The following is a 26,999-nucleotide window of genomic DNA, read 5'->3' as shown; positions in this document are numbered from 1 at the left end:
TATGTTATTTCATTTGCCGAAACTTCCTGCCGAAATTCGAGTCACTCACTTAAATGCGCGTATTAATGAACAACGAAAAAAAATTGCGCAAAGTACTGCATCTAAACTTGAACTTCTGCAGTTGTCTCAGCAGTTTTCAAAAGAAGCACGCACGCGTAAAAAGAATAATCAGAAAGTATATGTAATTGATTTTAAAGGTGACATGGCAGCTTCAGCTGTAGAGAATCTTCGTGAAGAAATTACTTTGATTTTGGCGACTGCTAAAGCCGGGCGTGATCGTGTTGTAGTTCGTTTGGAAAGTCCAGGTGGGATGGTACATGGTTATGGACTTGCGGCTGCTCAACTGGTGCGTCTGCGCGATGCTGGTTTTCATTTAACCATTTGTGTTGATAAAGTCGCAGCAAGTGGTGGATACATGATGGCATGTATCGGTAACGAAATTATTTCTGCTCCATTTGCAGTGATTGGTTCAATTGGCGTTGTTGCTCAAGTGCCTAATTTTAATCGTTTACTTAAAGAACATAATGTTGATTTTGAGCTTTATACTGCGGGTCAATATAAACGTACCGTGACCATGTTTGGTGAAAATACGGAAGAAGGTAAAGCAAAGTTTGAAGAAGAGTTGCAACAAACGCATGCATTGTTCAAGCATTTTGTTGAAAAGTATCGTCCACAGTTAAATGTTGAAAAAGTAGCAACAGGTGAACATTGGTACGGTCAAGATTCATTAGATTTGAATTTGGTTGATAAGCTTCAAACCTCGGATGAGTACTTATTAAGTTTATTGACAGTGCATGATGTTTACTTGATTCAAACTCGCCGTAAACCTACCTTAGGTGAGAAATTAGGACTGCAAGCGGCTCAAATTGCGGACAGTTTGATTCCTGCTGTGATGAATAAAGTTATGGACACTTTAGTCAAAACTAATGCGAACTTAGTGCAACTGCGTGATCCTAAACTTTAAATTCGATGAAATAAAAAAAGCCAATCTAATGATTGGCTTTTTTTATGATTTATCATTTGTATGGTCGAGAGTCTAATTTTCGATATAACATCACTATTCCTGTGATCATGGACCCAAGTGTTGCGAACAGCATATCTTTATGGGCATCCCAAATATCACCTTGTTGACCATTATAATTTTCTGCTGCCTCAGGGGAAAGATTAATCGCAATTAACCATTCAATCCATTCGTAAATGAGACTGGTGGCCATGACAAACTGAACCACAATAAAAAAAAGTACTCGTTCAGATAATTGGGGTAAATAGAATTGAATGATCCTCAGGAAAAAAGGATAGAGAAGTAGACCATAGGCAAAATGGACCAAGCGATCATACATATTTCGCTCCCAACCCATCTGTGCATTTAAATCTATGCCGAAGTTGTGCATCAACCATTCATTATAGGGAACATACGAATATAAATAGTGTGCCCCAAGAATATGAATGATCAGAAATCCAATATAGAGAGAAAATGCGATAAAACTCAAACCAACTTTCTTTTGTATATAGATCAAAAACACCAGCATTAAAGCTGTGCCAAGTTGATGTAAGCCATAAGAAGCATATTCAAGAGGCTTTATACTTGCCAAGATCAGCACCATTATGAAAATGAAGAATACGAGGTGGTGTTTAGGAGTAAATTTTTTGTAGTGCATTTTGTTATATGTTGATTTGATTAATTTCTTCATATGATTGTAATGGATCAATCCTGAGAATAAGCTGCAGATCGCATTATTTTTATAAATAGTTGTTGATATCAATAGCTCATTGCAATCAGGATGATCAGTTAGAATATGATTTATTTTGAGTTTTTATTATGACGGTTTCAGCTGCTTTTCTTGCACAGCAAAATGCATATTTTCATTATGAGTTTGAAGAGCTTACTTTGGATGACTTTCCTGAAGAGATCTCAGTATCACTCCGAGGAATAATGTTTAGGCATGACATTCAATATGCTCAAGTGACTCATTATATTTACTATAGCGATGTTTTAACTGGTGATGAATTAGAAAAGCTCAGAACTGACTTTATACGTTACTGTCCTGATGAAGCATGATTTTTATTGAAACATTTGATGAGTCTCATACAAAAAAAGCGAAGCCTAAGCTTCGCTTTTTTATTCAATACTATTTAGATTTTAGCAATCAAATCTTTAATTTGTTTCGCTTGCTCAGCAGCATTACCTGTATAAGATGCAGGTGTCATTTCAGCAAGACGCGCACGATCTGCTGCAGGAACAGCTTCTAATTCGTTACCATTCACAAAATTCACCATCATTTCGCGAGTCATTGCTTGACCACGAGTAAGGGCTTTAAGTTTTTCGTATGGTTTTTCAACGTTATAACGACGCATTACTGTTTGAATTGGTTCAGCAAGAACTTCTTGAGCATTGTCTAAGTCTTCAAGAATACGGTCGGCATTCAATTCAAGTTTGCCCACACCTTTCAAGCAAGCTTCAAATGCGATCAAGCTTTGTGCAAAACCAACGCCCATGTTACGAAGAACAGTAGAGTCAGTTAAGTCACGCTGCCAGCGAGAAATTGGAAGCTTTTCACCAAGGTGAGCAAGGACTGCATTAGCAATACCCAAGTTACCTTCAGAGTTTTCAAAGTCGATTGGGTTCACTTTGTGTGGCATTGTTGAAGAACCAACTTCACCTTCTTTTAATTTTTGTTTGAAGAAACCAAGAGAGATATAACCCCAAACATCACGGTTGAAATCGATAAGGATTGTGTTAAAACGGCGAAGCGCATCAAACAATTCAGCCATGTAGTCGTGCGGCTCAATTTGAGTTGTATACGGGTTAAACGTGAGACCTAAAGATTCAACAAATGCTTGCGAGTGAGCAGGCCAGTTAATTTCAGGGTAAGCAGAAAGGTGAGCATTATAGTTACCTACCGCACCATTGATTTTACCTAGAAGCTCAACATTATTGAATTGTTTGATTTGGCGTGCAAGACGGTATGCCACGTTCGCCATTTCTTTACCCAATGTTGTTGGGCTTGCAGTTTGACCATGTGTACGAGACAACATTGGTTGATCAGCGTGTTTTTCTGCAAGTGCAACAATTGAGTCCACGATTTGTTGCATAGACGTAGCTAGTACTTCACGACCGCTTTTCAGCATAAGCGCATGAGACAAGTTGTTGATGTCTTCAGATGTACAAGCAAAGTGAATGAATTCACCTGCATTTTTAAGTTCATCAATGTTTGCAATTTTCTCTTTTAAGAAATATTCAACCGCTTTTACATCGTGGTTGGTTGTGCGTTCGATTTCTTTGATACGGTTAGCATCGTCTTCAGAGAAATTTGCAACGATTGCATCTAAAGCTGCATTTGTTTCGTTAGAAAAAGCTGGCACTTCAGTAATTTCTGGGCGATTTGCAAGTGCTTGTAACCAGCGCACTTCAACAGTCACACGAGCATGGATTAAACCAAACTCAGAGAGGAAAGGGCGCAAAGCATCACATTTGCTAGCGTAGCGACCATCTAATGGAGAGAGTGCGGTTAAAGCGTTCATAGCAATTCCTTAAACTTTGGAATGAAACGTAAAACAGAACTCGATATACATCAGGTTAAACCACCTGAAACTGTAAACGAGCGAGATCTTGAATATCTTTCAGTAACTTGCGTTTGGTGAAGATCATGCTCCATGAACTTCCACCTGACTGACGCCATAAATGCGCCATCTGTAAACCTGTAAACAATGAAGCACGAATACGATTGGTGTGCGAAGAATCCTTAAAAGCTTCTGCATTGCCTTTCACCATAATGCGAGGATTAATCTGTCCTGCAGTTTCGACATAGGTTTGAGCAAGGTTTGCAAGAATACTTGGATGTAGATAATTATGATCAAAAAAGGAGAGTTGTTTTAGTATTTTTTCTTGTGATTTTTCAATAATTTCAACGAATTTTGGGTTGCTATATACTTTCTTTTCTAAATGTAATAATGCCATTGCATAGGACATTGGAAGTTTTGCATTGGCAAATTTAGGTATTCTTGATTTTGGTGCAGTATTGAATGGTTGGGTGATGCTACTTTCTAAAGTTTTCAATCCCAGAGAAATATCTGCAAGCTGGTTAAAAAAATCTAAGGTTTGACAATTCTTATTGGAAGTAGGGCGAATATTTAAACTCGCCTTAATTAATTGTTCTAAATAGAAGTTACCGTTTTCACCAATATTTTGTCGACCTGCAATGGCTGTCATATGTGTCAGCTGAGTCGATTGAAATACTGCTGCCAAAGCCAAAGCTCTGTTTTGACGATCATTCAGAGTCTGAAGCTGCTGGAACGGTAACTCTGTCATGCCTGAAAATTCCTTTAAATAAAATCAGGTTTAGGCGCATTGGTATGATGAATCACACCGCCACCTAAACAAACTTCATCCGCGTAAAACACAACGCTTTGTCCTGGCGTAACAGCACGTTGAGGTTCATCAAATTCTACACGTACACCTTGCGGTGCATTTGGGTCTTTAAATAAGACACATGCTTGATCAGGTTGGCGATAGCGAGTTTTCGCTGTGCAACGGAAACCATTTTCTGGAATCTCTTGCTCACCTGCAACCCAATCAATTGCTTCAGACCATAACATGGTACTTTGCATGAGGGGATGCTCATGACCTTGGCCAACAACTAAACGATTGCCTTCGATATCTTTGTGTAATACGAACCAAGCACCTTCTTCAGCGCCTTTCATTCCACCGATACCAATACCACCACGCTGACCGAGCGTATAGTACATTAAGCCGTGATGATCACCAACCTCTTTACCATCTTCAAGGACAATTTTACCCGGTTGAGCAGGTAAATATTGCTTCAAGAAGTCATTAAATCGGCGTTCACCAATAAAACAGATACCTGTAGAGTCTTTTTTCTTCGCTGTTGCAAGACCTAAATCTTCAGCAATTTTACGAACTTGAGGCTTTTCGATCTCACCCACAGGGAACAAGGTCTTGTTAATTTCACGACCATGAACGGCATGTAGGAAATAAGTTTGGTCTTTGTTGTTATCCACGCCACGGAGTAAAGGCGCATATTGCTCACCTTTAGAGTTGGTCATGGTTTCACCGCGACGAGCATAGTGTCCTGTTGCGATGAAGTCAGCACCTAATTTCATGGCATGGTCGAGGAATGCACGGAACTTAATTTCTTTATTACATAAAATATCTGGGTTTGGGGTGCGCCCCGCAGCATATTCAGCCAAGAAGTGCTCAAATACACGATCCCAATATTCCATTGCGAAGTTGGCTGTATGTAATTTGATACCGATACGATCACATACGGCTTGCGCATCTGCAAGATCATCCATAGCCGTGCAGTATTCTGTGCCGTCATCTTCTTCCCAGTTTTTCATGAAAAGACCTTCAACTTGATATCCTTGTTGAAGTAATAAAGCCGCAGAGACAGATGAGTCTACACCACCTGACATACCGACGATGACACGTTGTTGCATAGGATTAGGCATCCAAATTTGAAATTAAGGGAGAATTTTGGTGCTCATAAACGAGCGATAAAGGAAATTTTTGTCCTGATTGGGCATCTTGAATGGCTTTGATGACCAATGGGCTACGCGCGCGTGCCGTTTCTAACAGCTCATCTAGGCTCATCCAAACTGCACCTACGATACCTGTATCTAGTGTTGCATCTGCAAAATACTGTGTTGATTTTGCTAAAAAACAGAAGCGGTAATAGGTACGATCCGGAAACATAGGTGGGGTATAGGTGTATATACCCAATAAATCTGTGACTTCAACTTGGTGACCTGTTTCTTCCATGGTTTCACGAACCGCGGCTTGAATAAGGGTTTCACCAGCTTCTACATGACCTGCAGGTTGATTAAAAACGGTGTGCATGACACCTTCTGTTTGTTCTTCTACAAACAGATATTTACCATCTTTTTCAACCACTGTTGCAACAGTGACGTGAGCAGTCCAAGCGGTCATAAAAAAGCACCAGATGAAGGGAAGGCATATTGTATAAAATTTTGAGGTGTGTGGCTATGATACGAGGGGATTTCTTTGAAGGCGTTCTATCTTAAGTTTAACTAAGAAGTTCTTTGGATCAATAATTTAATAAAGGGCGTGGAACATGAAGAATCAACAAAAAAGCCCAGTTTAAGTAAATAGGGCTTTTGAATGTAATTTAAGATTATGATTTATATGAAATAAAAAAGATAATTTCGCATAAGGTGTATTATGTTAATTTTAGAGATTCTTAACTTCAGAATATCGAAATTATAATAACTTTGAGTAATCATTTGTTCAGATTGACTAAGTTATTGGTTTCTCTTCTAATAGCTATACTCTCTAAATATTGAAATCAAAATGAATCATTTAAATCGTCTTTTCAGCATCTTAGCTATTGCTAGTACAATCACTACTAGTTCTATTGCTGCAGATATGCCTTTCAAATTTACTCATTCCGGTAACTTTAAACATATGATCTATACCGGTGATGATCGAGGCACTATTAAACTATCAGAAGTACCGCAACAGGAAAATACCTGGGGGCTAGGGGCACTTGCGGGACGTACAGGTGAAATTATTCAAATTGATGGCAAAATTCTAGTCAGTCCAGGTAGTGATTTAGAAGGAAAAATCTTGCCTCATGATCCTAATGAACAGGCCTTTCTTTTCGCAAGTGGCCAAGTATCGAAATGGCATGATATCTCCTTACCCGTGGATATGAATCAATCCCAATTAGAAGAATTCATTCTCAAAGAGGCAAAACGATTAGGATTATCAACTGAACAACCGTTTGTATTTCGTCTGCAAGGGAAATATCCTGAATTACGTTGGCATGTTGTAACAGGTAAAAAAACTCAGACAATGAATGAGCACACATTCAGCCATGCCCCTCATACAAAAAAACATCATGTAGAAAAGCATATTTTTAATAATCTTAATGCTCAAGGACAATTGATTGGAATCTATAGTGGTCCTCAATTAGAAAGTGTAGTAACCCACCCAAATGAGTATTTTCATGCTCACTATGTTGATGATCAGGCAAAAATTTCTGGTCATGTAGAAGCTTATTCAGTAGCAAAGGGCACAATTCTCAAGTTGCCTCTTGAATAATATATGGTGTAATACCGAAGAATTTATAGGCCTCAAATTTGAGGCCTTTTTACATCCATTTAACATAATGGCTGTTATGCGAAATTCCATAGATATTTTAATTCTCTTGAAAATAAATATTTATAAATCAGACATCTCTAAAAGGAGCTGATTCCAATACTTTTTTTATCTCATTTTCTTTTTTTACTTTCCATTGATCACTGATTAAACCAAAAAGTTCAATTTGTTTTGAAAAAGCGAGTCGACGGGAATCTTGTCCTCTAGTTCTATTCTTAAGTTCAAACTCAAACGAATAGCTAGATATAAAATTATCCATTATCCAATAAAGCAACTCATCAAAATCCTTAGTTGTTTTTTCAAAAAAAACTTCTCCTCTTTCTTCAGAAATATACCAATATTTATTTTCATGGATTAATACATATGGAGCTCCATCATTCTGAACTGCGGGCCAAACTCTTTTTTTTCCCAGCCCAATTTTTTCACAAATTTGATCAACCTTACCTTGAATTTCTAAAAATGTAAGCATTATTCTTTGATTCTCCAAATGTTCTTAATATCTATTTAACATAGAATCTCTTATGCGAATTCAAAATTATTTATAATTCCCCGAAACCTTTACATAATTCTGTGCTGAATACGGCAGAAACGCTTTTTCTTTATCATTCAGTGGACGCACTTTTTTGACAGGACTGCCCATATATAAATAGCCACTTTCCAAAACTTTATTTGGCGGAACAAGCGAACCCGCACCGATCATCACATCATCTTCAACAATCACATCATCTAAAATAATCGTACCAATCCCGACTAAAACACGATTACCAATGGTACAACCGTGTAATTTCACATGATGACCCACGGTGACGTCCTCACCAATAATGAGCGGTGAGCCTTCAGGTTTATCCGCTTTCTTATGACTAACATGCAACATGGAATGATCTTGGATATTGGAATTTTTACCAATCCGAATAAAATTAACATCACCGCGGATCACAGCATAAGGCCAGACTGAAACATTCTCAGCCAAGACAACATCACCAATCACTAACGCAGTTGGATCAATATAATTTGTTGTATCAAATTTTGGGTAAGTCTCTAAGTATTTGCGGACATTTTCAGTCATAAAAAATTGCCTGTTTTTATTCATTATAAACAAAAAAGCACCCAAAAGAATTTGAGTGCCTTTATATCTTTAGTCAAGCTGCGACTTAAAACAAATTACTAAAGAACTGTTTGATATGATCAATCATACGCGAGAAGAAACCAGCTTCTTCAACAGCTTGCAAAGCAACAAGCGGCTTCTCCGCAATAACTTTGCCGTCAAGTGTCGCTGTTAATTTACCTACAACTTGCCCTTGTTGAAGAGGGGCATTTAAGTTCGGTTGAACCGCGATTTGAGTCTGAATGGCATTTGCTTGACCTTTTGGCATAGTCACGTTGAAGTTCTCAGCAAGCCCCACACTCACTTGATTAGATTGACCAAACCAAACTTTAGAAGTGGTCAACTCTTTGTGAGCGGGTTGAACACTGACAGTTTCAAAGTTTGCATAACCCCAAGATAACAAATCACGTGTTTGTGTTGCACGTGCTTGCATTGATGGAGCACCAAAAATCACTGAAATTAAACGCATTGGGCCACGTTTAGCTGAAGTCGTTAAACAATAACCAGCTTCAGAAGTATGACCTGTTTTAAGACCATCTACACTCGGATCTGTATATAGCAACGCGTTACGGTTACCTTGCTTGATCCCATTAAAAGTAAACTCTTTTTCAGAGTAAATAGGATAATACTTTGAACTGTCATGAATGATGTGCTTCGCAAGGGTAGCCATATCTTTCGCTGTAGAATAATGACCTTCAGCAGGCATACCTGTTGAGTTCATAAAGTTCGTGTTGGTCATGCCAATACGCTTTGCTTCTTGGTTCATGCTGTGTACAAATGTACCTTCATTACCAGAAATATGCTCAGCCATCGCCTTAGATGCGTCATTACCAGATTGAATGATAATCCCGCGTAACATTTCCAATACGGTTGCTGTGCCGTTGAGAGGTACATACATACAAGATTCTGTACTACTACCACGACACCAAGCAGACTCGTTCATCCGAACTTTTTCATCTTCCGTGAGTTCACCGTTCAACAACTTTTGTTCAATAATGAAACTGGTCATCATTTTGGTCATTGAAGCAGGAGCAAGTTTTTCATTTTCATTTTTACTTGCGAGAATTTGACCTGTTTCATAATCCATCAAAACGTAAGACTTGTTATTGAGTTCTGGTGGTGAAGATAAAACAGTTGCTGCATAAGTAAATGAAGGTAATAGTAATAATGCAGCAATGGCGCTTTTTCGGGTCATTCTATGTAGTTCCAATCTTGTATGAACGCAAAAATCAGCTTTGCATTCTAGGACAAAGCAAAGCCGACTTCTAGCAGTGGAGTCGGCTTATTTCAATCGAATTGTAACTATTTCGTGCTCTATTTAACTGAAGACTGATATTTTTTTATATCCTCGCACACTTGTTGATTTGCTTTATCTCCAGCGTTTTTCGCATCTTGTCTCGCTTGAGCTAATGCTTGCTGATAATCCTGTTGTTTAATTAGATTGTTCAGCGTGGTTTGAGGTGAATTTTCATTAGGTAAATAGTCTTTTAATAGCTTTTGATAGCCTGCTTTAAACGCTGCATCTTCTTCTACTAAACTTGGGCATGATTCTGAAAATACATAGATTGCAGCGAGTTCATCTTTAGTCACTTTTTGTTGAGTAACTTCGATATTTTCTTTTAAGTCTTGAGTATTGGCGAAAGTGAAACTTGAAAACAACATTGAACTACTGATAAATGCTGTTGAAATCAATTGTAAAAAACGTTTTTGCATAAATGACTCAAAAATTAGTAAGTTAGTTATAAGAATAGAATAATCTTTTTTCGTGTTTAAAAAATAGAGAAAGTGTATTAATGCTGTTGGAACTCAGAAAGTAATGACGAAAAGTTCAGGTTTGAACAGGGGGGATGACTACTTGTGTAGTTCTCAAGATTAAAGGATAAGCAGATTATCAAGATTAAAGGCGTTTAAAACCTCAACATCCAAGCGTGTGCTCATTGTTGTGTGGGGGGATTTTGATTAGGCTATCGAACAGATGGGATTACATGAATTGAGTGAATTGTTTTGAATATTTTGATTGCCAACGATGACGGTGTGTTCGCACCAGGAATACAAGCATTAGCACAAGCATTAAAACCTTTGGGTCGAGTCGTAGTGGTTGCTCCAGAAAGTGAGCGGAGTGGTTTTTCAAGTGCATTAACGCTTGATCGTCCATTGCGACCCGTGCAAATTTCAGAGGATGTATGGGCAATTAATGGCACACCAGCGGACTGTGTTTATCTGTCCATGAATGGTCTATTTGATTTTGAATTTGATCTAGTTGTAAGCGGGATCAACAGTGGAGCGAATTTAGGTGATGATGTGTTGTATTCAGGTACAGTTGGGGCCGCGTTTGAAGGCCGACTCATGAAACAACCTGCAATCGCAGTTTCATTGGCTGGTCCAAATGTTCGTTCGTATCAAGATGCTCAAGATTATGCACAAGCTGCAAATTGGGTATATGAGTTTATTAAAAATGGTTTGCCTGAGTTACCACCGCGTCATATTTTCAATATTAATATTCCGGATACGGCTGAAATAAAAGGGACATTAGTGACTTATCAAGGAAGAAGAAAACAAACGAAACCGATTACCACACAAGTTGACCCGAGAGGCCGTCAAGTTGTTTGGATTGGTTTGGCTGGAGAGGCCGTAACAGATCCCGAAAAAAGCCAACTGGGTTATCAGTCAGACTTTTATGCCATTGCAAATGGATATGTCAGTGTGACACCGATCCAAATGGATGCTACCAACTATCAGGTGTTGGCTTCACTTGAATCTCAGTTAGAGCTTTAATTGAATGACCACAGGTAGGATGTGTTATAACTTTGTGAAAAATATATTTGAAACGGTGAATTTAGCATTAATTTTGCTACTCTTAAGCCGAATTCAGTCTTTTTAATCTTTTGTCAGAGAGGGAAATCATGCTTTTGGCCAGACCCAAAACAGTTTTGAAGTTGTCTAAACCATCTATTCACTCAGCATTGATCGCGGTTGCTGTCGCTTCTTTTCTTGGTTTGTCGGGCTGTGCATCGAAACCCCAAATCCACAATTCTGCTCGTTATGCGGTTGCTCCTGACTTCTATACAGTTCGTTCTGGCGACACTTTAAGTAAAATTGCGGCACGTTATGGATTGAGCTATTTGAGCATTGCGGAGATGAATGATATTGCACCGCCTTATCGCATCTATGTAAATCAATCTTTAAGATTAAAACCCTCTGGCAATCGACAAGTGACACGTTCGACCACGCGTCCTTTGACAGCGACTGAAACTCAGATTCAACGTCAAACCATTCAGTTACCAACAAAACCAGCTGTGGGTACGCCACCACCACAAACCACACCAGTACCAGCGGTAACTGCTGCAGTACCGACGACTTCGACTAAAGCAACTTCATTACGCTGGGTGAAACCATCGAATGGTCCAGTCATTGAAAACTTTAATGTGGCAAGTAATGTCAAGGGATTACGTTTTGGTGGCAATGTTGGTGATCCAATTTTTGCAGCAGCTGATGGTCAAGTGGTTTACGCAGCTGATGGTTTAAAAGAATATGGTAATTTGGTGCTCATTAAACATATTGATGGTTATATCACTGCGTATGCGCACAATAACCGGATGTTAGTGAAGAGTGGGCAAAACGTAAGTGCAGGGCAACAAATTGCAGAAATGGGCTCGAGTGGTGCAACCCGTACGATGCTTGAGTTTCAAGTTCGTTTAGATGGTAAGCCAATCAATCCAGCAAATATTTTGCCAATCAACTGAAGATATTTAGTGCAATTTAACAATTTCTTCGTATAATACAATGAGTTGCTTTTGTTAATTTTTGTTAATTAGAGAAGCATCTCATAATTTCAGAGGGAAATTTATGTTAGATCAACTTCGCTCGATGGGCGTATTTGCATGTGTTGTTGAAAAAAGCTCTTTCAGTGGTGCTGCTCGAGATTTAGGCATTACGACGAGTGCAGTTAGTCAGCAAATTCGTTCACTAGAACAAGAAATGGAAGTAACACTTCTGCACCGTTCCACAAGAAAACTAAGTTTAACGGAAGCAGGGCAGGCCTTTTTTCATAGCTGTCAAGAAATGCTCGCTGCAGCAGAGCGCGGTAAAATTCGAATTAATGAGTTACGAGACGATTTAGTTGGTGATTTACGTATTGCAACAACGCCAGAACTCGGTGCAACCCATGTAGTTCCTGCGCTGTCGCATTGGATTTCGGCACATCGTGGTTTAACCGTTCACTTTGAAGTTGAAAATCAGTTTGTCGATTTGATTCAAGAAAGAATCGATATTGCAGTGAGAATGTGTTCTCGCGTGGATGAATCTAATCACTTATCTTGTCTGCCGCTTGCACGTGTGGATCAAGTCTTGGTGGCTTCACCAAGTTATTTGAATCAAAATGCAGTTATTTCAAGACCTGAAGATTTAGCACAGCATGATTTGATTCCAGTAAATATTGTAAAAAATCAGCAAATGATGACATTTGAACACAGTACATCGCGTGAATTGGTGAATGTGTCCATGGAAAATCGTTTACAGACAAACAATGTTTATGTCGCTAAATCATTGTGCCAAAATGGTCACGGCATTGCGCGATTATTATATCTAGATGTGCAAAAAGAATTAATGAATGGCACATTGGTTGAAGTTTTACCTGAATGGAAGTTACCTGCATACACTTTGAATGCAATGACATTAAAACGTGAACAACAACCAATGAAAATTCATCGCTGCCTAGATGCTTTAAAACAATATTTCAGCCAGTTGCCTGGTGGTCGAGTATTCCAAGAGGCATCTTAAGTGTTCTTCTTAATAAAAAAGCCGCAATATGCGGCTTTTTTATTGATCTTGGCTTAAGCCAAGAAGTTTTTAATCGCTGGAACTAAGCGTTTTAATAAATCATCAGCTTGTTCTTGATTCATATTCAACGCTGGCAACAAACGAACGACATTACCTGCGGTGACATTAATAATTAGATTGTGCTCTATGCGTGCAATATCCACCAACTCTGCGCATGGTTTTGGTAATTCAATACCAATCATCATACCAAAGCCGCGAACAATAACGTTTTGATCTGCAAGTTGTGTACGGAATTGATCGACTAAGTATTGGCCAATTGTTGCTGCATTTTCAACAATATTTTCTTTTTGCATCAAATCGATAATCGTGTAGACAATGCGCGAACCTAATGCAGTGCCACTATAAGTTGATCCGTGGTTACCTGCAGTAAGAATACCTACACCTTTACCTTGAGTCATCACTGCACCAATTGGGAAACCATTACCCAAGCCTTTAGCTGTCGTCATGACATCAGGAATAATATTGGTATGTTGATACGCGAAATATTTTCCTGTACGACCGTTACCTGTTTGAACTTCATCTAGCATCATCAACCAATTATGTTGATTACAGATTTGACGAATTTCTTCAAGATAACTAAAACCTTGAGGGGCAGTATTTACACCACCTTCACCTTGGATCGGTTCAACGAGAATCGCGACGATATCTGGATGGTTGATTGCTGCTTCTTCAATTGCCTCAATGTCGCCAAAAGGTACTCGGATAAAACCTTCAACGAGCGGGCCAAAACCTTCTTGTACTTTTTTATTGCCTGTCGCAGAAAGTGTTGCCATTGTACGACCATGGAAAGAATGATCAGCTACAATGATTTTCGGAAGAGCAATACCTTGCATATGACCATATTTACGCGCAATTTTAATTGCACCTTCATTTGATTCAGCACCACTATTCGAGAAGAAAATTTCTTCCATACCAGATACTTTAGCTAACTTTTGCGCAGCTGCAGTCTGCCAAGGTACTTCATAAATATTACTGGTGTGAATAAGCGTCGCCGCTTGTTCTGCAATTGCTTCTGCCAAAACTGGATGTGCATGACCTAGACCACATACTGCAATGCCAGTCAGCGCATCTAAATATTCTGTACCTTCAGCTGTATAAAGATACGAACCTCGGCCACGCACAAAGCTGATCGGTTGACGGCTGAATATAGGCATCAAATGAGATGGTTGATCAGTTTGAACTGGAGCGAGGGTGATATTGTTCATGTCTAACTCGTATTTGTTAGGTGGAAAATAAAAGTTTATCTAAGCAAAATCTGCTTAAGATTAAAAGCCTAATTGCAAATTAAACTGGAAAAATTTACCAATCCATACTCTTTACGGCGGTTTTAGGTATAATGCAGGCAGAATAGTTGAGGATTTAATCAATGACTGAACAAGTGCGTGATACAGAAGCGTTAATTCGTGATCAAATTGCAAAACATGCAGTTCTTCTTTATATGAAAGGCACACCACAGTTCCCACAATGTGGTTTCTCTGCACGTGCAGTTGAAGCATTGAGCCAAATTGGTCGCCCATTTGCTTATGTAAATATTCTTGAAAACCAAGACATTCGTGCGACTTTGCCACAAATTGCAAACTGGCCAACATTCCCACAATTATGGATCAATGGTGAGTTGATCGGTGGTAGTGATATTATGCTAGAAATGTTCCAAACAGGCGAATTAAAAACGCTCGTGGAGCAATATAGCCCAGCGCCTGAAGCTTAATTTGAGCGCAATAAAAAAAGCACCGATGGGTGCTTTTTTTATTTTGAAAACTTCAAACTAGTTTGAAGTTTCATCAGCGAGTTGAGAATGTTGTTCTTCAACATTGATCGCTTTATCTTTTTTAGCTTTGTCTTTTTTCTTCTTTTTTTTTCTTTTTCTTTGGCTCTTCTTCAATTTCAGCGCCATCTTCAATGGCTTGCCAATATTCTAGCTGCTCCATGACAGCAGCGTAAATTGATCCTTTGGTATAGCGACCTTTTTTATTTAATTCTCCGACAGGACGCGCCATGAGAATCTCAAGTGCTTGATCAATTGTGTTGATGGCATGAATATGGAATTGACCGGCCTCGACAGCATCAATCACATCTTGACGTAACATTAGATGCTGCATGTTTTGACGTGGAATAATGACACCTTGTTTGCCTGTTAAACCTTGAAGTTTACATGCATCAAAGAAACCTTCGATTTTGGCATTGACGCCACCAATCGGTTGTACTTGACCCAGTTGATTCATTGAACCCGTAATCGCCCATGACTGATCAATCGGCAGTTGGCTGATCGCAGAAATTAAAGCGGAGAGTTCTGCAACGGTTGCACTATCACCATCGACTTGACCATAACTTTGTTCAAAAGCCAAAGCGGCAGAGAAGTGCAAGGTTTGTTCACGTCCGAAATGTGCTTTCAAGAAAGATGACATTAACAGTACACCTTTAGCATGAAGTGAACCTCCTAACTCCACGCTACGTTCGATATCTAAAATATCGCCGCCACCCTGATACACTGAAGCAGTCAATCGTGATGGTAAGCCAAACTCGACATCTGCGTAGTGAATCACAGACAAAGCATTAATCTGACCGAGTCGATGACCACGCGTTTCGATAAGCTGTGTACCACGAGATAAATCTTGCCAGTACAACTCTCGTAAATAACCTAGACGATATTGGCGGTGTTTGAGCGCAGTGCCGATATGTTCTGCTGTCACCATAGTTGCATTAGATTTGGATGCATGGTGATGAGATTCATGAATCAGATCACCTAAAGTTAAGGCATGTAGTGACAACGAACTCTGATCCTCTGCTTGACGACTTGAGTCGGTCAGTAAAGCAGCCAAGGCAGAACGATCAAATGGAAGGAGTTTAGAGGATTGAACATAGTCTGCAATCAAATGCATATAAGCTTGTTCATTTTCGTCATTACGTTGTAATGTGTCAGTAAAATCAGCTCTGATTTTAAAGATACTTCCTAACTCAGGCTCCACCTCCAGAATCTCATAATAGATTTCTGGTTCAGCCATTAAAATGACTTTCAATTGTAATGGAATCGATGCTGGCTCAATTGAAATGCTGCCCGTCAGCGTTAGCATGTGCTCTAGAGATGAGAGTTTAATTTGACCAGACTTAATCGCTCGTTTGAGTCCTTGCCATGCATAAGGTTGTTCTAAAAGCTGCTCAGCCTCAAGCATTAAAAAACCACCATTGGCACGATGCAGTGCACCAGGTCGTATTAAAGTGAAATCAGTGCTGATAGTGCCATTTTGCGTTAATTGTTCAACATGGCCAAGTAAGTTGTAATGTGTGGGGAAATCTTCAAAGATGACTGGTGCCCCAGAATTTGGCTTGTTGCTAATGACTAAATTTGCTTGATAACGCGCAGGGACACGGTTAAATAATGCAGGTGAAAAATCACTTTCTTCCTGTTCTAGTACGGTTTCCACATTGTCGATAATATCTTGAGCATATAATTTTAAGTATTGTTCAAGATGTTTGATATCTGGAAATTTATTTAAAATATGTTCCATGCGAGGAATAATGACTTGTTTGGCAATGTCACGATTCAACTCAGACACCATATCACGTGCTTCATCTTCAAGATCACCAATTTGTAAACCTAAACGCTCAAGCTTTTTATCCATATAACGGATATTGGACGCAATTTCAGAACGTTCTTTGCTACTCAGTGCATTGATGTCATCTTGAGACATCTCTTGAATTTTATTGTCTTTAATATGAACAGGAATAAAGCAGTGTTCTTCATTACGACTGATCAACTTTAAATCAAGCTCTTCACCTTCTTTGGTGAGCTCAATCAAAGCTTGTTGTTGTTCATGACCTGTCGTTAAACGAATTTTTTCTATCCGATTGTGATACGTTTCAGCACTAAAACGACGTTCGAGCTGTTTGAAAATGGTTTGCCATGTTTGATGTAGCGTACTTTGAAACTTTGCGCCTTGTCCTGCAGGAAAGTTAAGCGCAATTGGGTTGCGTGCATTTTTGAAGTTGTATACATAAACCCAATCATCCGGTGTAGGCATATCTTTGGCATGTTGTTGGAGTAAGCGCTTGATCATGGTGCGTTTACCCAACCCTGCCGTACCCACAGCAAAGATGTTATAACCTGAGTATGGAAGGGCAATGCCTGCTTCTACAGATGCTTTAGCACGATCTTGTCCTAAAAAATTATTAAGAGGCTTGATACGTTTTGTAGACGCAGGAATATTGTCATAATTTGGAATATGCGTCAGTTGTTCTGGTTTGAGTGCTGTTGCATTCAAGGTGTTTTGCGTGGCTTCAAGTTCAAATACGGATAGGAGCTTGTTTTGCGAGTTTTGTTCTAAGTTTGTGGATGTCGTGGTTAAAGCTACTGCGGTGGAACTAATTTGATCGTGTCTCTGGGTCACAGGTGAAATCCAAAACTATAATTTACATTTGATAGTTTAAGGTATACAGGTTTAGCCAAAAATATCAAGTTGAGATAGATCAAATTGATGAAATACTCGGTGAAGTTTGCGTAAATTATATTGAAACCAAGCGCATTACAGAGTTGAATAGCGAGAGTACTTTTCACTGAAAATAACAACGCAATGACATCACAATCTTCGTCACCAGAATCAGCTGGATGGACTTCGGCATTTAAAGCCTTTCTTGATCGACGCGCGATCATTATGCTTTTTTTGGGTTTCTCATCAGGTATCCCAATTTTTCTGATTTTTTCAACTCTATCTTTCTGGTTGAGTGAAGCCGGTATTCAGCGTAGTACCATTACCATGTTTTCATGGGCAGCCTTAGCTTATGCCTTCAAGTTCATTTGGGCACCTTTGATTGACCGATTACCATTGCCTTATTTAACAAGGAAATTGGGTAAACGACGAGGGTGGTTATTGGTTTCTCAGATTTTGGTCGCAATTGCTATTTGTTCAATGGCATTTACTGATCCGAGTATTCATGGAGGAAGTGTAGGGCCATTTTCAAGTTTAACGTTCATGGCGATATCCGCAATCTTTCTAGGATTCTCATCAGCGACACAAGATATTATCGTGGATGCTTATCGTATTGAGTTGACACAAGATACGAGTGTTCAGACGGTTATGGCTTCGACCTATAACGCAGGTTATCGAATTGCGACCATTGTAACTCAGCTCGGTGCATTACTCTTCGCTGCATCACTTGGTACAGCCATGGGTAACTATATTTATGAGGCGTGGCAGTCCACCTATTTACTTATGGCTGGATTGATGATGATTGGGATTGTGACGACTTTAGTGATTCATGAACCGGTAGTAAATCAAGAACCTCATCAATATCAAGCAAAGGATTATTTTCAGTTATTTATCGTCTTTGTGATTTCAACAGTAGTTTTCGTTTGTGGGTTTCTCCAATTTGGTGCTTGGATTTCACAGTTAAATATTGATGGTAATTTTTTGTCATTTATCGGGCAAGTTTTACGTTTCTTCGCGAGTGTGGCGTTGGCTGTGCTAGTCGTATTTGGATTAATCCGAGCAAAACTCATTGATGAAAAAATAGTCGTCGAGACATGGCTATCACCGATTTTAGATTTCTTCAAACGTTATGGTTTGAAAGTTGCGTTAGCTATTTTATTACTCATTGGTTTTTATCGAATTTCAGATATTGTCGCTGGAGTGGTTGCCAATCTTTTTTATCTTGATTTGAATTTTGATAAAGAAGAAATCGCTTGGTTTAACAAGTTTTTCGCCATTTTTTTTGTAATTTTAGGTGGCTTCCTTGGAGGCTTATTAGCTCAGCGTTATAACATTATGAAAATGATGTTGGTGGGCGCTATTGTTGCCAGCACGACCAATCTCATCTTTGTGGGGCTCGTAAAATCTGGACCAACGATGAATCAAGTCTTGGTACAAATGGGGGGGCAACAGCATCAAGTGACTCCTGATGAAGTGGGGAACTGGTCTTTAAAGCTCCCTGCATCTAATTTTGCTGAACATAATAGTATTCAAGTGTTATCCACCCCTGATGGTTATGATAAAGCCCTGAATGTTGAAATCCCGCTTCAACGCTATTCGAGTCAAGATGATTCTCAGATTTTCATCCAAGCCATTGGAGGGGATAATGTTCTCTACCAAGATGAGTTAAGCAAGGATGTCATTATTCGCGGTCAACTCTCGAACTTAAAAGCTGACAGCACACTACAAACACTGAATATTCGTATTTCAAATCAGCAAGTGATACCTGCGAAGTTGGATCAAAATAATTGGAGCGTGGTCGTCCCCGGAGACAGTCTAAAAGACCACACTAAATTTACGGTGCAAGCGGTTGTGCAGCATGCAGGTCAGGCGCATGAATTAACCCAAGATCATATTTATAAAACAGTTTCAACGATCCAACCGAAGTCACGTATGGCTTTATCTGATCTTCCAGCTGTTCAAGTTGATAGTGATCAAATAGTCGAACTCAAAGGTAAAGTGGTTGTCCCTTATAGCAAGGTGTGGCTGGTGATGGGGATTGTATTTGACAATCTCGCATCAGGACTTGCTGGTGCAGTATTTATTGCGTTCCTATCAAGTTTGACTAGCGTTTCATTTACAGCAATGCAATATGCAATTTTTAGTTCATTGATGTTATTACTTCCAAAGATGATTGGTGGCTATTCAGGTACAATAGTGACAAACTTCGGTTATTCATCATTCTTCTTTATGACTTTTTTAATGGGTTTACCTATTTTGTTACTTGTTATTTGGGTGGCGAAATTGTTAAATCAGTTGAAAAGTACATCTTTCAATCAATAGGTAAATTTTATGCGAATGTTACATACCATGTTACGTGTAGGCAATTTAGAGCGTTCATTGGCGTTCTATACTGAAGTACTCGGTATGACTTTGCTTCGTAAACGCGATTATGAAGAAGGTCGATTCACTTTAGCCTTTGTAGGTTATGGTGATGAAGAAAACAATACTGTTCTTGAGCTAACGCATAACTGGGATACAGACAGCTATGAGCTGGGTAATGCGTATGGTCATATTGCGATCGCAGTGGATGATGCTTATAAAGCGTGTGAAGAAATCAAAGCACGTGGTGGTAATGTTGTCCGTGAAGCTGGACCAATGAAAGGCGGTGTAACCGTAATCGCTTTTGTGGAAGATCCAGATGGTTACAAGATTGAACTTATTCAACAAGACAGTAATGCGAGAAATAATTAAGTTTCACTCGCTGATTGGTGAGTAAAATTTTAAAGATAAGCCCAATCGATGAGTATTGGGCTTATTTTCAATTTAGAGAATAAAAAGAGGGATATGGGGTGCTAAAGCTCTTAGCGTTAGATCGTTTCACGATATTGCTGTTTGTTATGGTGATTTTAGCGTCACTGATGCCAATTTCAGGTGTTGCTGCTCACTATTTTTCTTATTTCACCACGATTGCAATTGCAATCCTATTTTTTTTACATGGTGCAAAGTTATCACGTGAGGCGGTGATTCAAGGCATTAAACATTGGCAATTACACAGTTTGGTCTTTGCACTGACGTTTGCAGTTTTCCCAATTCTAGGGTTAATGGCTAAACCTGTATTGCTACCGCTACTTGGACAAGAACTGTATTGGGGCTTCTTGTTTATGTGCTTCTTACCCTCAACAGTTCAGTCTTCTATTGCATTTACTTCAGTAGCAGGTGGTAATGTCGCAAGTGCTGTGTGTAGTGCTTCATTCTCTAATATTATTGGTATGTTTATCACACCTATATTAGTGACCTTATTTATTTTAGGCCAGTCTGATCATGGGTTTGATCCAACCAGTGCGATCGTCAAAATTATTCTGCTGTTATTGGTTCCATTTATTCTGGGACAATTATTGCGTCCTATCGTTTTTCCTCTGATTCAAAAAGCCCCGAGTATTGTCAAAACTTTTGATCAAGGCTCAATTCTTTTGGTGGTGTATGGCGCATTCAGTAGTGCAGTCGTAGCAGATCTATGGAATGAAGTCAGTGGGGTGACCTTAATGTGGTTAATTATTGCATGCTCTGTGCTTCTGACTTTGATTATGCTTTTAGCCTATCACGCCCCAAAGTGGTTTGGATTTAATCGTGCCGATCAAATCGCTGTATTTTTTTGTGGTTCTAAGAAAACACTCGCAAGTGGAGTGCCTATGGCGCAAATTCTTTTCATTGGACAACCTATGGGGATGATCATATTGCCAATTATGATTTTCCATCAAATCCAATTAATGGTGTGCGGAATTATTGCAAATCATTGGTCCAAGCAAATTGAAAAGTCTTAAAGGAAAAATTCGCTATCTGAAATAAAGTGGCGTATAATGTCGTCCACTTGTTGTGCTTAGCTCTGACGGAAGCCGTCTCGGTGGGCCAAAAGAATGGTCTGTTGTGGTGTTGATCTGCTGTATTTCAGCCTTTCCTCTGCGTCTGTTGTAATGGATGAAGAGAGTGATCAATTGCGATGACAGCTAAAGCCTTCTTAACTCTATGGAGAATCGACCATGCGCGCCGATATTCACCCAAAATACGAAAAATTAGTTGCTACTTGCTCTTGCGGTAACGTAATCGAAACTCGTTCAGCTGTTGGTAAAGAAACACTTTACCTAGACGTATGCTCAGCTTGCCACCCATTCTACACTGGTAAGCAAAAGAACGTTGACACTGGCGGTCGTATCGACAAGTTCAAACAACGTTTTGCTGGTATGTCACGTTCTATCAAACGTTAATACCCAAAATAAAAAACAGGCGTTCAGCCTGTTTTTTTATGTCCAAAATTCGGATTTAACTTTGATCTTGAACATTCATGAGCTGATCCAATTTACGCTGGTAATAATCACCTTGTAAAAATCTCACGTCGACATTCCACGCGTTGGCAAAGCTATTCATATCATTGAGATTTTTGAGTAATAAATTGACTGATCGATGACTATTGAAGTATTCAATCGCTTGTTTAAAACGTTCAATACCTTCTTCAGTATTTAAATCATCTGTGAATTCTTCATGCAGCGTGAAATTCTGAATATTGGCAACTTTGAGAATGAGATTGCTACATTTACTTAATCCAAATTCACAAATGGCAATATCTGCACCTTGCGCTCTCAATACCTCAATCGCAGGCAGAATTTCATTTAAATGTTGAGCAATGTATTTTTCTTTAAACTGTAAAATCAGCGGTTGAGGTACTTTTGCGCCTACAATCATGAGCAGTTTTGAAATTAATTCTGCCAATTGATGATGCTTTAAAAGAACATGATGTCGTAAATTAATAATCAGTTTAGCTTCAGGATATTGTGTTAAAAAATTGTGCAGTTGCTTTGCTGCTTCAACCAAAATCCATCGGTCAATTTTAATAGACAACTCAGGGTCATCCACCAATTCTTCAATATCGTCCAATTGAATCCATTGGTTTTCAAAAATAAACCCACTGCTTACTTCATAGGTATTAAGACTAGTGTCTTCTTTATCATAGATTTGTTGGAACTTTAGCGTAATTTGATCGCGTTCAAGAACTTTACGAAGATGTACTAGGATATCGCCGTGAACTTCGTCTGACTGTACAGGTTCTTCACTTGCTTGAAATACAAATTCTGTTGAATGATCAGGCTCTACTTCAGAAGAAGGTGTATTCAACTGAATAGAGGTCGGCTCATCTGCTTGAGTAACTTCAAAATGAATCTCTTCAATTTCTTCAAGCGTTGTCTCTAAAGCAGCATCATTGCTCAATAAATTGGGTAGGGGTGTGTTATAAGCATTTGCAATGAGCTGTTCAAAATTATCTACATTTAAATCTGACAGTTTGAAGAGACTATAACCAATTTTGACATGCTGTTGATAGGTTTGATCTCCCAGATTGACGAGCCTAGGTTTTTCAAGCGCATGTAGCGCAGAGAGTCTTGATTTTAGAACTTCAATCGTTTCAGCTTGAATGATAGTGGCATACAGGGCTGTTTCAATTTTAAATACAGCGCCATTGGTCTGTTCGAGAATAAAGTCTGAAAGTTTGCCGAAATAGCCTTTAAAAGTATCCCAATCAGAACTCAAGATATAGTCTGGACAACTGGCTAGGCTGAAGATGACCAAAGCATTTTCTTGAGCAGGGTGTTCTTCAAGATGTTGTAAAATTTTTGCCAATGTTGTGTGTGGTGCAATTCTACTGTCTTGGTGAGGTGCAGTCTCAAGTTGAGGACTAAATGGTTGATCATCCTGTTGAAAATGCGTTGAAATCGTAATTTCAATGATTTGATTTTGATCTGTAGGATTACATTCAATTTGGACTGGATTTTGATGTGTTAACTGTGGATTAAGAGAAATCAGTTCAAAAGGTCCATACTCAAATTTACCGAAAGCTAATTTTTTAAATCGTGCTTTAAAAGATTGAATATCCTCAGGTTGTATTAAATCAATGAGCGGGGATCCAATAACGTCATCAAACGTGTTGAAGCCAAATAAATGCGTAAACTCATGGTTGCATTCAACGACAATCCCTTCTTCTATGATTGCAACTGCTTTTTTATGCTCTTCGATCCAATTTTGTTTAATTTGAACATTGTGTTTCAGTTCATCCGTTAATTGCATCTGATTTTTTTGTAAGCGACTAAAAGCCAATGCTCGAATAATTTTAAGTAAACATTGTTCAGGTTGATCAATATTTAAAACATCGTAGATGCCCATCGAAATGAGTTTTACTTCAGACATTTCTAGCGCTTCTGGAGCTAGATAAAGTGTTGGGGTAAAAGCTTTATCAGAATCTGCAAGCAGTCGAAGAAAATGAGTTAAGGTCAGTTCATAGGCACGACCAAACAGAATTAAATCCCAATCTAAATGAAGTTGCTTTTCAAGACTCACTTGATCATCGAGTAGCACTGCTTCTACCTTGTACTCGCGTTTTTCGAGTAAAGAGATAATATGGTTATAACGAATCTGATTATCATCGACAATGAGTAAGCGCATTCCAGATTGTTTTAATTGTGTTGATAGAAGTAGGTTTTTCACTTCAATGCTTCCCATACATCTTGAAAACGATTTGATTCAAGGTTTTGATGTTGTAAAAATTCATCAATCAGATATTGCTGCTCATCATTAAATAATTCAAATTCAAATTGAACAAAACTTTGTGTGATGAGCATGGTCTTTATCAATTCTACTTTGATATCTTGATCAGTTAAGCGTAAATAAATAGATTGTTGTTCTTTGAAAAACTGTAAATTTGGCAAAATAAGAGAATGCTGTGGAGCATCAATCTTCAAGGTATGTACAAATAAACATGGATGATAATTAAAAGAACTTCGATCTGTATAAACTTTTGCGGCGCAAGGGTGGATGTCGGGTCCAATCACTTCAAGCCCAAGTTCATAGCTTTTTTTAACAGATTGTTTGATCCAACGAATTACACCACCTTTCCATTTGCTGTTCACTCCCTCATTGATCAGGATAAATTCACCAGTTCTTAAATTTGGAGGTGCTTCTTCTTCTAACCAACGTACGCGATAACCATTTAAACTGATATCTAAAACTTGAGCCGCATGGATTTGACGTGCCTGTTTATCTAGAACCTTGTTTGATTTGTCTGTATAGGCATCTGGGTAGTCATTTAAATATGTAAATGCAAACTCGTCTTCTGATTTTGATTTAGGCGGTGTTAGTCGTAAGGTTTCGCTAAAAGTTTTGGTTTTAGAGAGATAATAATGAGCGGTAAGTAAACTGAAACAGAGTTGTAACTGAGCGGAATGTTCATAACGTTCATGTCTGCGTTCAATGGTCGAGCCTAAAACATTTTGTACATGAAATTTAAGAGGCGCAGTTAAATATGCTTTCTCTTTCTTAGATAAATATTCATTGTCCTTTTGAATGGTTAAGTTGACATGCTCAAGCAACGATTGTGTCGCCACGAAAATGTTAGGTTTAAAACTCTCATGGTGTTTTCGGTTGTAAACTGGCGGATGATCTTTAGTGGTATCAATGACGTAACGAGATAAAGCGGTTTCGCGTGGTAAAACTTGCACTAATTGTGCCCAATCCGCTGTGCATTGATAGAGCGCGTAGATCTCAGAAGGACGAATTTGGTGAGTATTAAATATTTCTAATAATAAGACTTGGGCATAGCACTGTTGAATATTTTTTAAAGCGTGATGAGTGCCTTGCAATAAATTAATATTGACCGTGTGTTCTTGGTTTTTTAATGCCAAATCATACAGATAATGGGTCATTAACCATTGCTTAGACAAGGCAGAACGATAAAGCATCTGTTGTTGTACTAGCAATAAACCCAATTGTTGAAGAGCGTAATAACTGGAAAGGAGTCGTGCAGTTTTCACATTACGCTTTTGAGCAAACTTCAAAATAGAAAACTTTTGTTGTTTTAGCTGCATTTCACTGCGCTGTGCAATATCTATGTAGATATCAGCAAATAATGTTCTCAAGCGAGTGGTTAATTCTATAATATCTTTGTTACGGTCAGATAGAAAAAGACCTTGATTTAAAAAGTTTTTTTCAAGTCTCTCTAAAATATTTTCGATCAAAGGGTGTAGCGCTTGAATAAGATCAAAGCGCAATGTTTCCGAACATTTGAGTTCAGCGATTTCATATAGGGCTTTTAACACCGCTTCAGAGGTGTCACCTAATTGCATAATTGAAAGTTGAGATGCCCAAAAACCCAAGTCCTGAACATTTGCATTTGCAAAACTCAGTTGATCTCGAGTCAAGGCAGTAGGATAGTGAAAAATTTCTGAAATCTGAGCCTGAAGCATGTGAATGAGTCTCTAAAAAGTGGCAACTCCATAAAGCGGTGTTTTATTCTGTTCTCCCGCAATTTCTCTAACCAGCTTTGGAACCAAGTATCCAGGCAACCTTGCCAAAACCTCTTTATAGATTGAATCAATAGATTCACTTGGTAAATCAAAATGCTGAGCACCTTTCACTTTATCCAACACATGTAAATAATAAGGCATCACACGCGCATCAAATAATCGATGACTTAGATCAACCAAAATATCAGGATGATCATTAATACCTTTTAATAACACAGCTTGATTCAACACCAAAATATTTTGTTGTGAAATTTGCATTAATTTCGAAGCGGTAAAGTCATCAATTTCAGTAGCATGGTTTGAGTGTACCACTAGAATAATACGTAGCCTACTGTTTTTTAACAGAGAAATAAGTTCATCATCAAGCCGATTTGGGATAACGATTGGAACTCTAGAATGAATACGCAAAATTTTAAGATGTGGAATTGAACTTAATCTATCGATCCAAACGGCAAGTTTACGATTTGAAAGTGTTAGGGGATCCCCTCCGCTTAAGATCACTTCATTGATTTCTGGATGAGCGAGTAAGTAGTCTTGTATTTTTTTCCAGTCGTCATTTTTAGGTAAATTTTCTTGATATGGAAAATGACGTCTAAAACAATAACGACAATGAACAGCACATGCACCTGTTAAAGTCAGTAAAAAACGTGACTGATATTTATGTAATACACCTGGAATTAAATTGGCAGCCTCCTCATCAAGGGGGTCTGTCACAAAATCAGGATGTTCATTTAACTCCAGATGATGAGGGAGTACTTGAAGTAACAGTGGATCATCAGGATTAGATTTTTGCATCTTCGCGACGAAGGCGCGAGGGACTCTTAATTTAAATTGGGCTGATGCCAAAATTGCACCATGTATTAAATCTTCAGGTTGCAATTCCAAGAGTTCAATGAGCTCATGTGGGTCAGTGATTAAATCGCTGAGTTGATTTTGCCAATGTTGCTCTTGATACAAATAGTGGGTCATACAGTTTAAATTTAGAGGGAGATGAAAGGCTTCATTTTAAATCAAAACCCATTGAAAAACTCAGTTGTGTCCTGATTAAGCCTTCTTTATTGAATGTTGGGATGAAAATACTCAAGCCTAAAGATGATCAAATTAAGTCTACAACAGTAGTTCTGCATGGAACTTAGACAGCTTAAACGTTGTATTTCGGAATTTATCAT

General features: G+C 38.7%; 24 protein-coding genes and 1 pseudogene. 11 read left to right on the top strand and 14 right to left on the bottom strand.

The annotated features are described in order from the left end of the window. Position 1: 1 nt before the first annotated feature. On the top strand, positions 2-964 hold the full coding sequence (gene sohB / locus AC1M9J_RS01215) for a protease SohB (protein WP_092766081.1): 963 nt from the start codon (positions 2-4) through the stop codon (positions 962-964). A 52-nt stretch (positions 965-1,016) separates the two neighbouring features. Here sohB and AC1M9J_RS01210 read toward each other — a convergent pair whose 3' ends face one another. After that, positions 1,017-1,658 carry a DUF2238 domain-containing protein gene (locus AC1M9J_RS01210; RefSeq protein ID WP_481951714.1) on the bottom strand — a complete coding sequence of 214 codons (642 nt, stop codon included), beginning with the start codon at positions 1,656-1,658 and terminating at the stop codon, positions 1,017-1,019. A 161-nt stretch (positions 1,659-1,819) separates the two neighbouring features. On the opposite strand from AC1M9J_RS01210, the gene AC1M9J_RS01205 reads away from it, so the two are divergent. After that, positions 1,820-2,059: a hypothetical protein gene (locus tag AC1M9J_RS01205; RefSeq protein ID WP_481951713.1), complete on the top strand. Its 240-nt coding sequence runs from the start codon at positions 1,820-1,822 to the stop codon at positions 2,057-2,059. A gap of 74 nt (positions 2,060-2,133) precedes the next feature. Here AC1M9J_RS01205 and purB read toward each other — a convergent pair whose 3' ends face one another. The 4 genes from purB to AC1M9J_RS01185 are packed head-to-tail and all read right to left on the bottom strand — an operon-like array spanning position 2,134 to position 5,947. Beyond that, positions 2,134-3,522 (bottom strand): adenylosuccinate lyase, encoded by a 1,389-nt coding sequence (gene purB / locus AC1M9J_RS01200; protein ID WP_092766083.1) that lies wholly within the window; start codon positions 3,520-3,522, stop codon positions 2,134-2,136. A gap of 55 nt (positions 3,523-3,577) precedes the next feature. After that, positions 3,578-4,309, bottom strand: a complete 732-nt coding sequence (gene hflD, locus AC1M9J_RS01195; RefSeq protein ID WP_092766084.1) for a high frequency lysogenization protein HflD — start codon at positions 4,307-4,309, stop codon at positions 3,578-3,580. Between the two features lie 14 nt (positions 4,310-4,323). Continuing rightward, positions 4,324-5,457 (bottom strand): tRNA 2-thiouridine(34) synthase MnmA, encoded by a 1,134-nt coding sequence (mnmA, locus tag AC1M9J_RS01190; RefSeq protein WP_481951712.1) that lies wholly within the window; start codon positions 5,455-5,457, stop codon positions 4,324-4,326. 4 nt (positions 5,458-5,461) lie between these two features. Next, positions 5,462-5,947: an NUDIX hydrolase gene (locus AC1M9J_RS01185; protein ID WP_481951711.1), complete on the bottom strand. Its 486-nt coding sequence runs from the start codon at positions 5,945-5,947 to the stop codon at positions 5,462-5,464. Positions 5,948-6,328: 381 nt separating this feature from the next. On the opposite strand from AC1M9J_RS01185, the gene AC1M9J_RS01180 reads away from it, so the two are divergent. Continuing rightward, complete coding sequence (locus AC1M9J_RS01180; RefSeq protein WP_153371340.1) at positions 6,329-7,081, top strand: acetolactate decarboxylase; 753 nt, start codon at positions 6,329-6,331, stop codon at positions 7,079-7,081. Positions 7,082-7,208: 127 nt separating this feature from the next. Here the strand turns inward: AC1M9J_RS01180 and AC1M9J_RS01175 are convergent, their stop codons facing one another. The 4 genes from AC1M9J_RS01175 to AC1M9J_RS01160 all read right to left on the bottom strand — a co-directional run bounded on the left by AC1M9J_RS01175 (position 7,209) and on the right by AC1M9J_RS01160 (position 9,956). Next, entirely contained in the window at positions 7,209-7,607 is a 399-nt protein-coding gene (locus tag AC1M9J_RS01175) for an Imm63 family immunity protein (RefSeq protein ID WP_481951710.1), read from the bottom strand. Between the two features lie 66 nt (positions 7,608-7,673). After that, positions 7,674-8,204 carry a gamma carbonic anhydrase family protein gene (locus tag AC1M9J_RS01170; RefSeq protein WP_481596841.1) on the bottom strand — a complete coding sequence of 177 codons (531 nt, stop codon included), beginning with the start codon at positions 8,202-8,204 and terminating at the stop codon, positions 7,674-7,676. An 85-nt stretch (positions 8,205-8,289) separates the two neighbouring features. Further along, positions 8,290-9,438, bottom strand: a complete 1,149-nt coding sequence (gene dacC, locus AC1M9J_RS01165) for a D-alanyl-D-alanine carboxypeptidase PBP5/6 (protein ID WP_035270478.1) — start codon at positions 9,436-9,438, stop codon at positions 8,290-8,292. 119 nt (positions 9,439-9,557) lie between these two features. Next, positions 9,558-9,956, bottom strand: coding sequence for an MCR_0457 family protein (locus tag AC1M9J_RS01160; protein ID WP_481588451.1), 399 nt, complete (start codon positions 9,954-9,956; stop codon positions 9,558-9,560). Positions 9,957-10,247: 291 nt separating this feature from the next. Here AC1M9J_RS01160 and surE point away from each other — a divergent pair, with 291 nt between their 5' ends. The 3 genes from surE to AC1M9J_RS01145 all read left to right on the top strand — a co-directional run bounded on the left by surE (position 10,248) and on the right by AC1M9J_RS01145 (position 13,022). Continuing rightward, entirely contained in the window at positions 10,248-11,018 is a 771-nt protein-coding gene (gene surE / locus AC1M9J_RS01155; RefSeq protein ID WP_035270482.1) for a 5'/3'-nucleotidase SurE, read from the top strand. Positions 11,019-11,146: 128 nt separating this feature from the next. Next, a complete protein-coding gene (locus AC1M9J_RS01150) occupies positions 11,147-11,986 on the top strand; it encodes a peptidoglycan DD-metalloendopeptidase family protein (protein ID WP_035270483.1) in 840 nt (279 codons plus the stop codon). A 103-nt stretch (positions 11,987-12,089) separates the two neighbouring features. After that, complete coding sequence (locus AC1M9J_RS01145) at positions 12,090-13,022, top strand: LysR family transcriptional regulator (protein WP_179998372.1); 933 nt, start codon at positions 12,090-12,092, stop codon at positions 13,020-13,022. 53 nt (positions 13,023-13,075) lie between these two features. On the opposite strand, the gene AC1M9J_RS01140 is transcribed toward AC1M9J_RS01145, so the two are convergent. Beyond that, entirely contained in the window at positions 13,076-14,287 is a 1,212-nt protein-coding gene (locus AC1M9J_RS01140) for an acetylornithine/succinylornithine family transaminase (protein WP_481951709.1), read from the bottom strand. 161 nt (positions 14,288-14,448) lie between these two features. On the opposite strand from AC1M9J_RS01140, the gene grxD reads away from it, so the two are divergent. Beyond that, positions 14,449-14,790, top strand: a complete 342-nt coding sequence (gene grxD / locus AC1M9J_RS01135; RefSeq protein WP_092766094.1) for a Grx4 family monothiol glutaredoxin — start codon at positions 14,449-14,451, stop codon at positions 14,788-14,790. A gap of 133 nt (positions 14,791-14,923) precedes the next feature. Here the strand turns inward: grxD and AC1M9J_RS01130 are convergent. Beyond that, positions 14,924-17,467 (bottom strand): annotated as a pseudogene (locus AC1M9J_RS01130) (Lon protease family protein); the annotation flags it as partial. A 183-nt stretch (positions 17,468-17,650) separates the two neighbouring features. Between AC1M9J_RS01130 and AC1M9J_RS01125 the strand changes: the two are divergent. The 4 genes from AC1M9J_RS01125 to rpmE all read left to right on the top strand — a co-directional run bounded on the left by AC1M9J_RS01125 (position 17,651) and on the right by rpmE (position 21,750). After that, complete coding sequence (locus AC1M9J_RS01125; RefSeq protein WP_481595524.1) at positions 17,651-19,828, top strand: AmpG family muropeptide MFS transporter; 2,178 nt, start codon at positions 17,651-17,653, stop codon at positions 19,826-19,828. Between the two features lie 9 nt (positions 19,829-19,837). Next, entirely contained in the window at positions 19,838-20,239 is a 402-nt protein-coding gene (gene gloA, locus AC1M9J_RS01120; protein ID WP_481588447.1) for a lactoylglutathione lyase, read from the top strand. 98 nt (positions 20,240-20,337) lie between these two features. Continuing rightward, positions 20,338-21,309: a bile acid:sodium symporter family protein gene (locus tag AC1M9J_RS01115; protein WP_481595523.1), complete on the top strand. Its 972-nt coding sequence runs from the start codon at positions 20,338-20,340 to the stop codon at positions 21,307-21,309. Positions 21,310-21,525: 216 nt separating this feature from the next. Then, a complete protein-coding gene (rpmE, locus tag AC1M9J_RS01110) occupies positions 21,526-21,750 on the top strand; it encodes a 50S ribosomal protein L31 (protein WP_004971624.1) in 225 nt (74 codons plus the stop codon). A 55-nt stretch (positions 21,751-21,805) separates the two neighbouring features. Here the strand turns inward: rpmE and AC1M9J_RS01105 are convergent, their stop codons facing one another. From AC1M9J_RS01105 to epmB, 3 genes are read right to left on the bottom strand one after another with little or no spacing between them, the layout of a single operon-like run. Further along, positions 21,806-24,016: an EAL domain-containing protein gene (locus AC1M9J_RS01105; protein WP_481951708.1), complete on the bottom strand. Its 2,211-nt coding sequence runs from the start codon at positions 24,014-24,016 to the stop codon at positions 21,806-21,808. After that, entirely contained in the window at positions 24,013-25,770 is a 1,758-nt protein-coding gene (locus AC1M9J_RS01100; protein WP_481595521.1) for a GTPase, read from the bottom strand. Before AC1M9J_RS01100 ends, AC1M9J_RS01105 begins: the two co-directional genes overlap by 4 nt. A 12-nt stretch (positions 25,771-25,782) precedes the next feature. Then, a complete protein-coding gene (gene epmB, locus AC1M9J_RS01095; protein ID WP_035265849.1) occupies positions 25,783-26,799 on the bottom strand; it encodes an EF-P beta-lysylation protein EpmB in 1,017 nt (338 codons plus the stop codon). Positions 26,800-26,999: the final 200 nt, after the last annotated feature.

It is taken from the genome of Acinetobacter sp. ANC_7588, assembly GCF_056783995.1.
The sequence above is the reverse complement of the archived record's forward strand: the minus strand, read 5'-3'. Positions and strand labels throughout refer to the sequence as shown.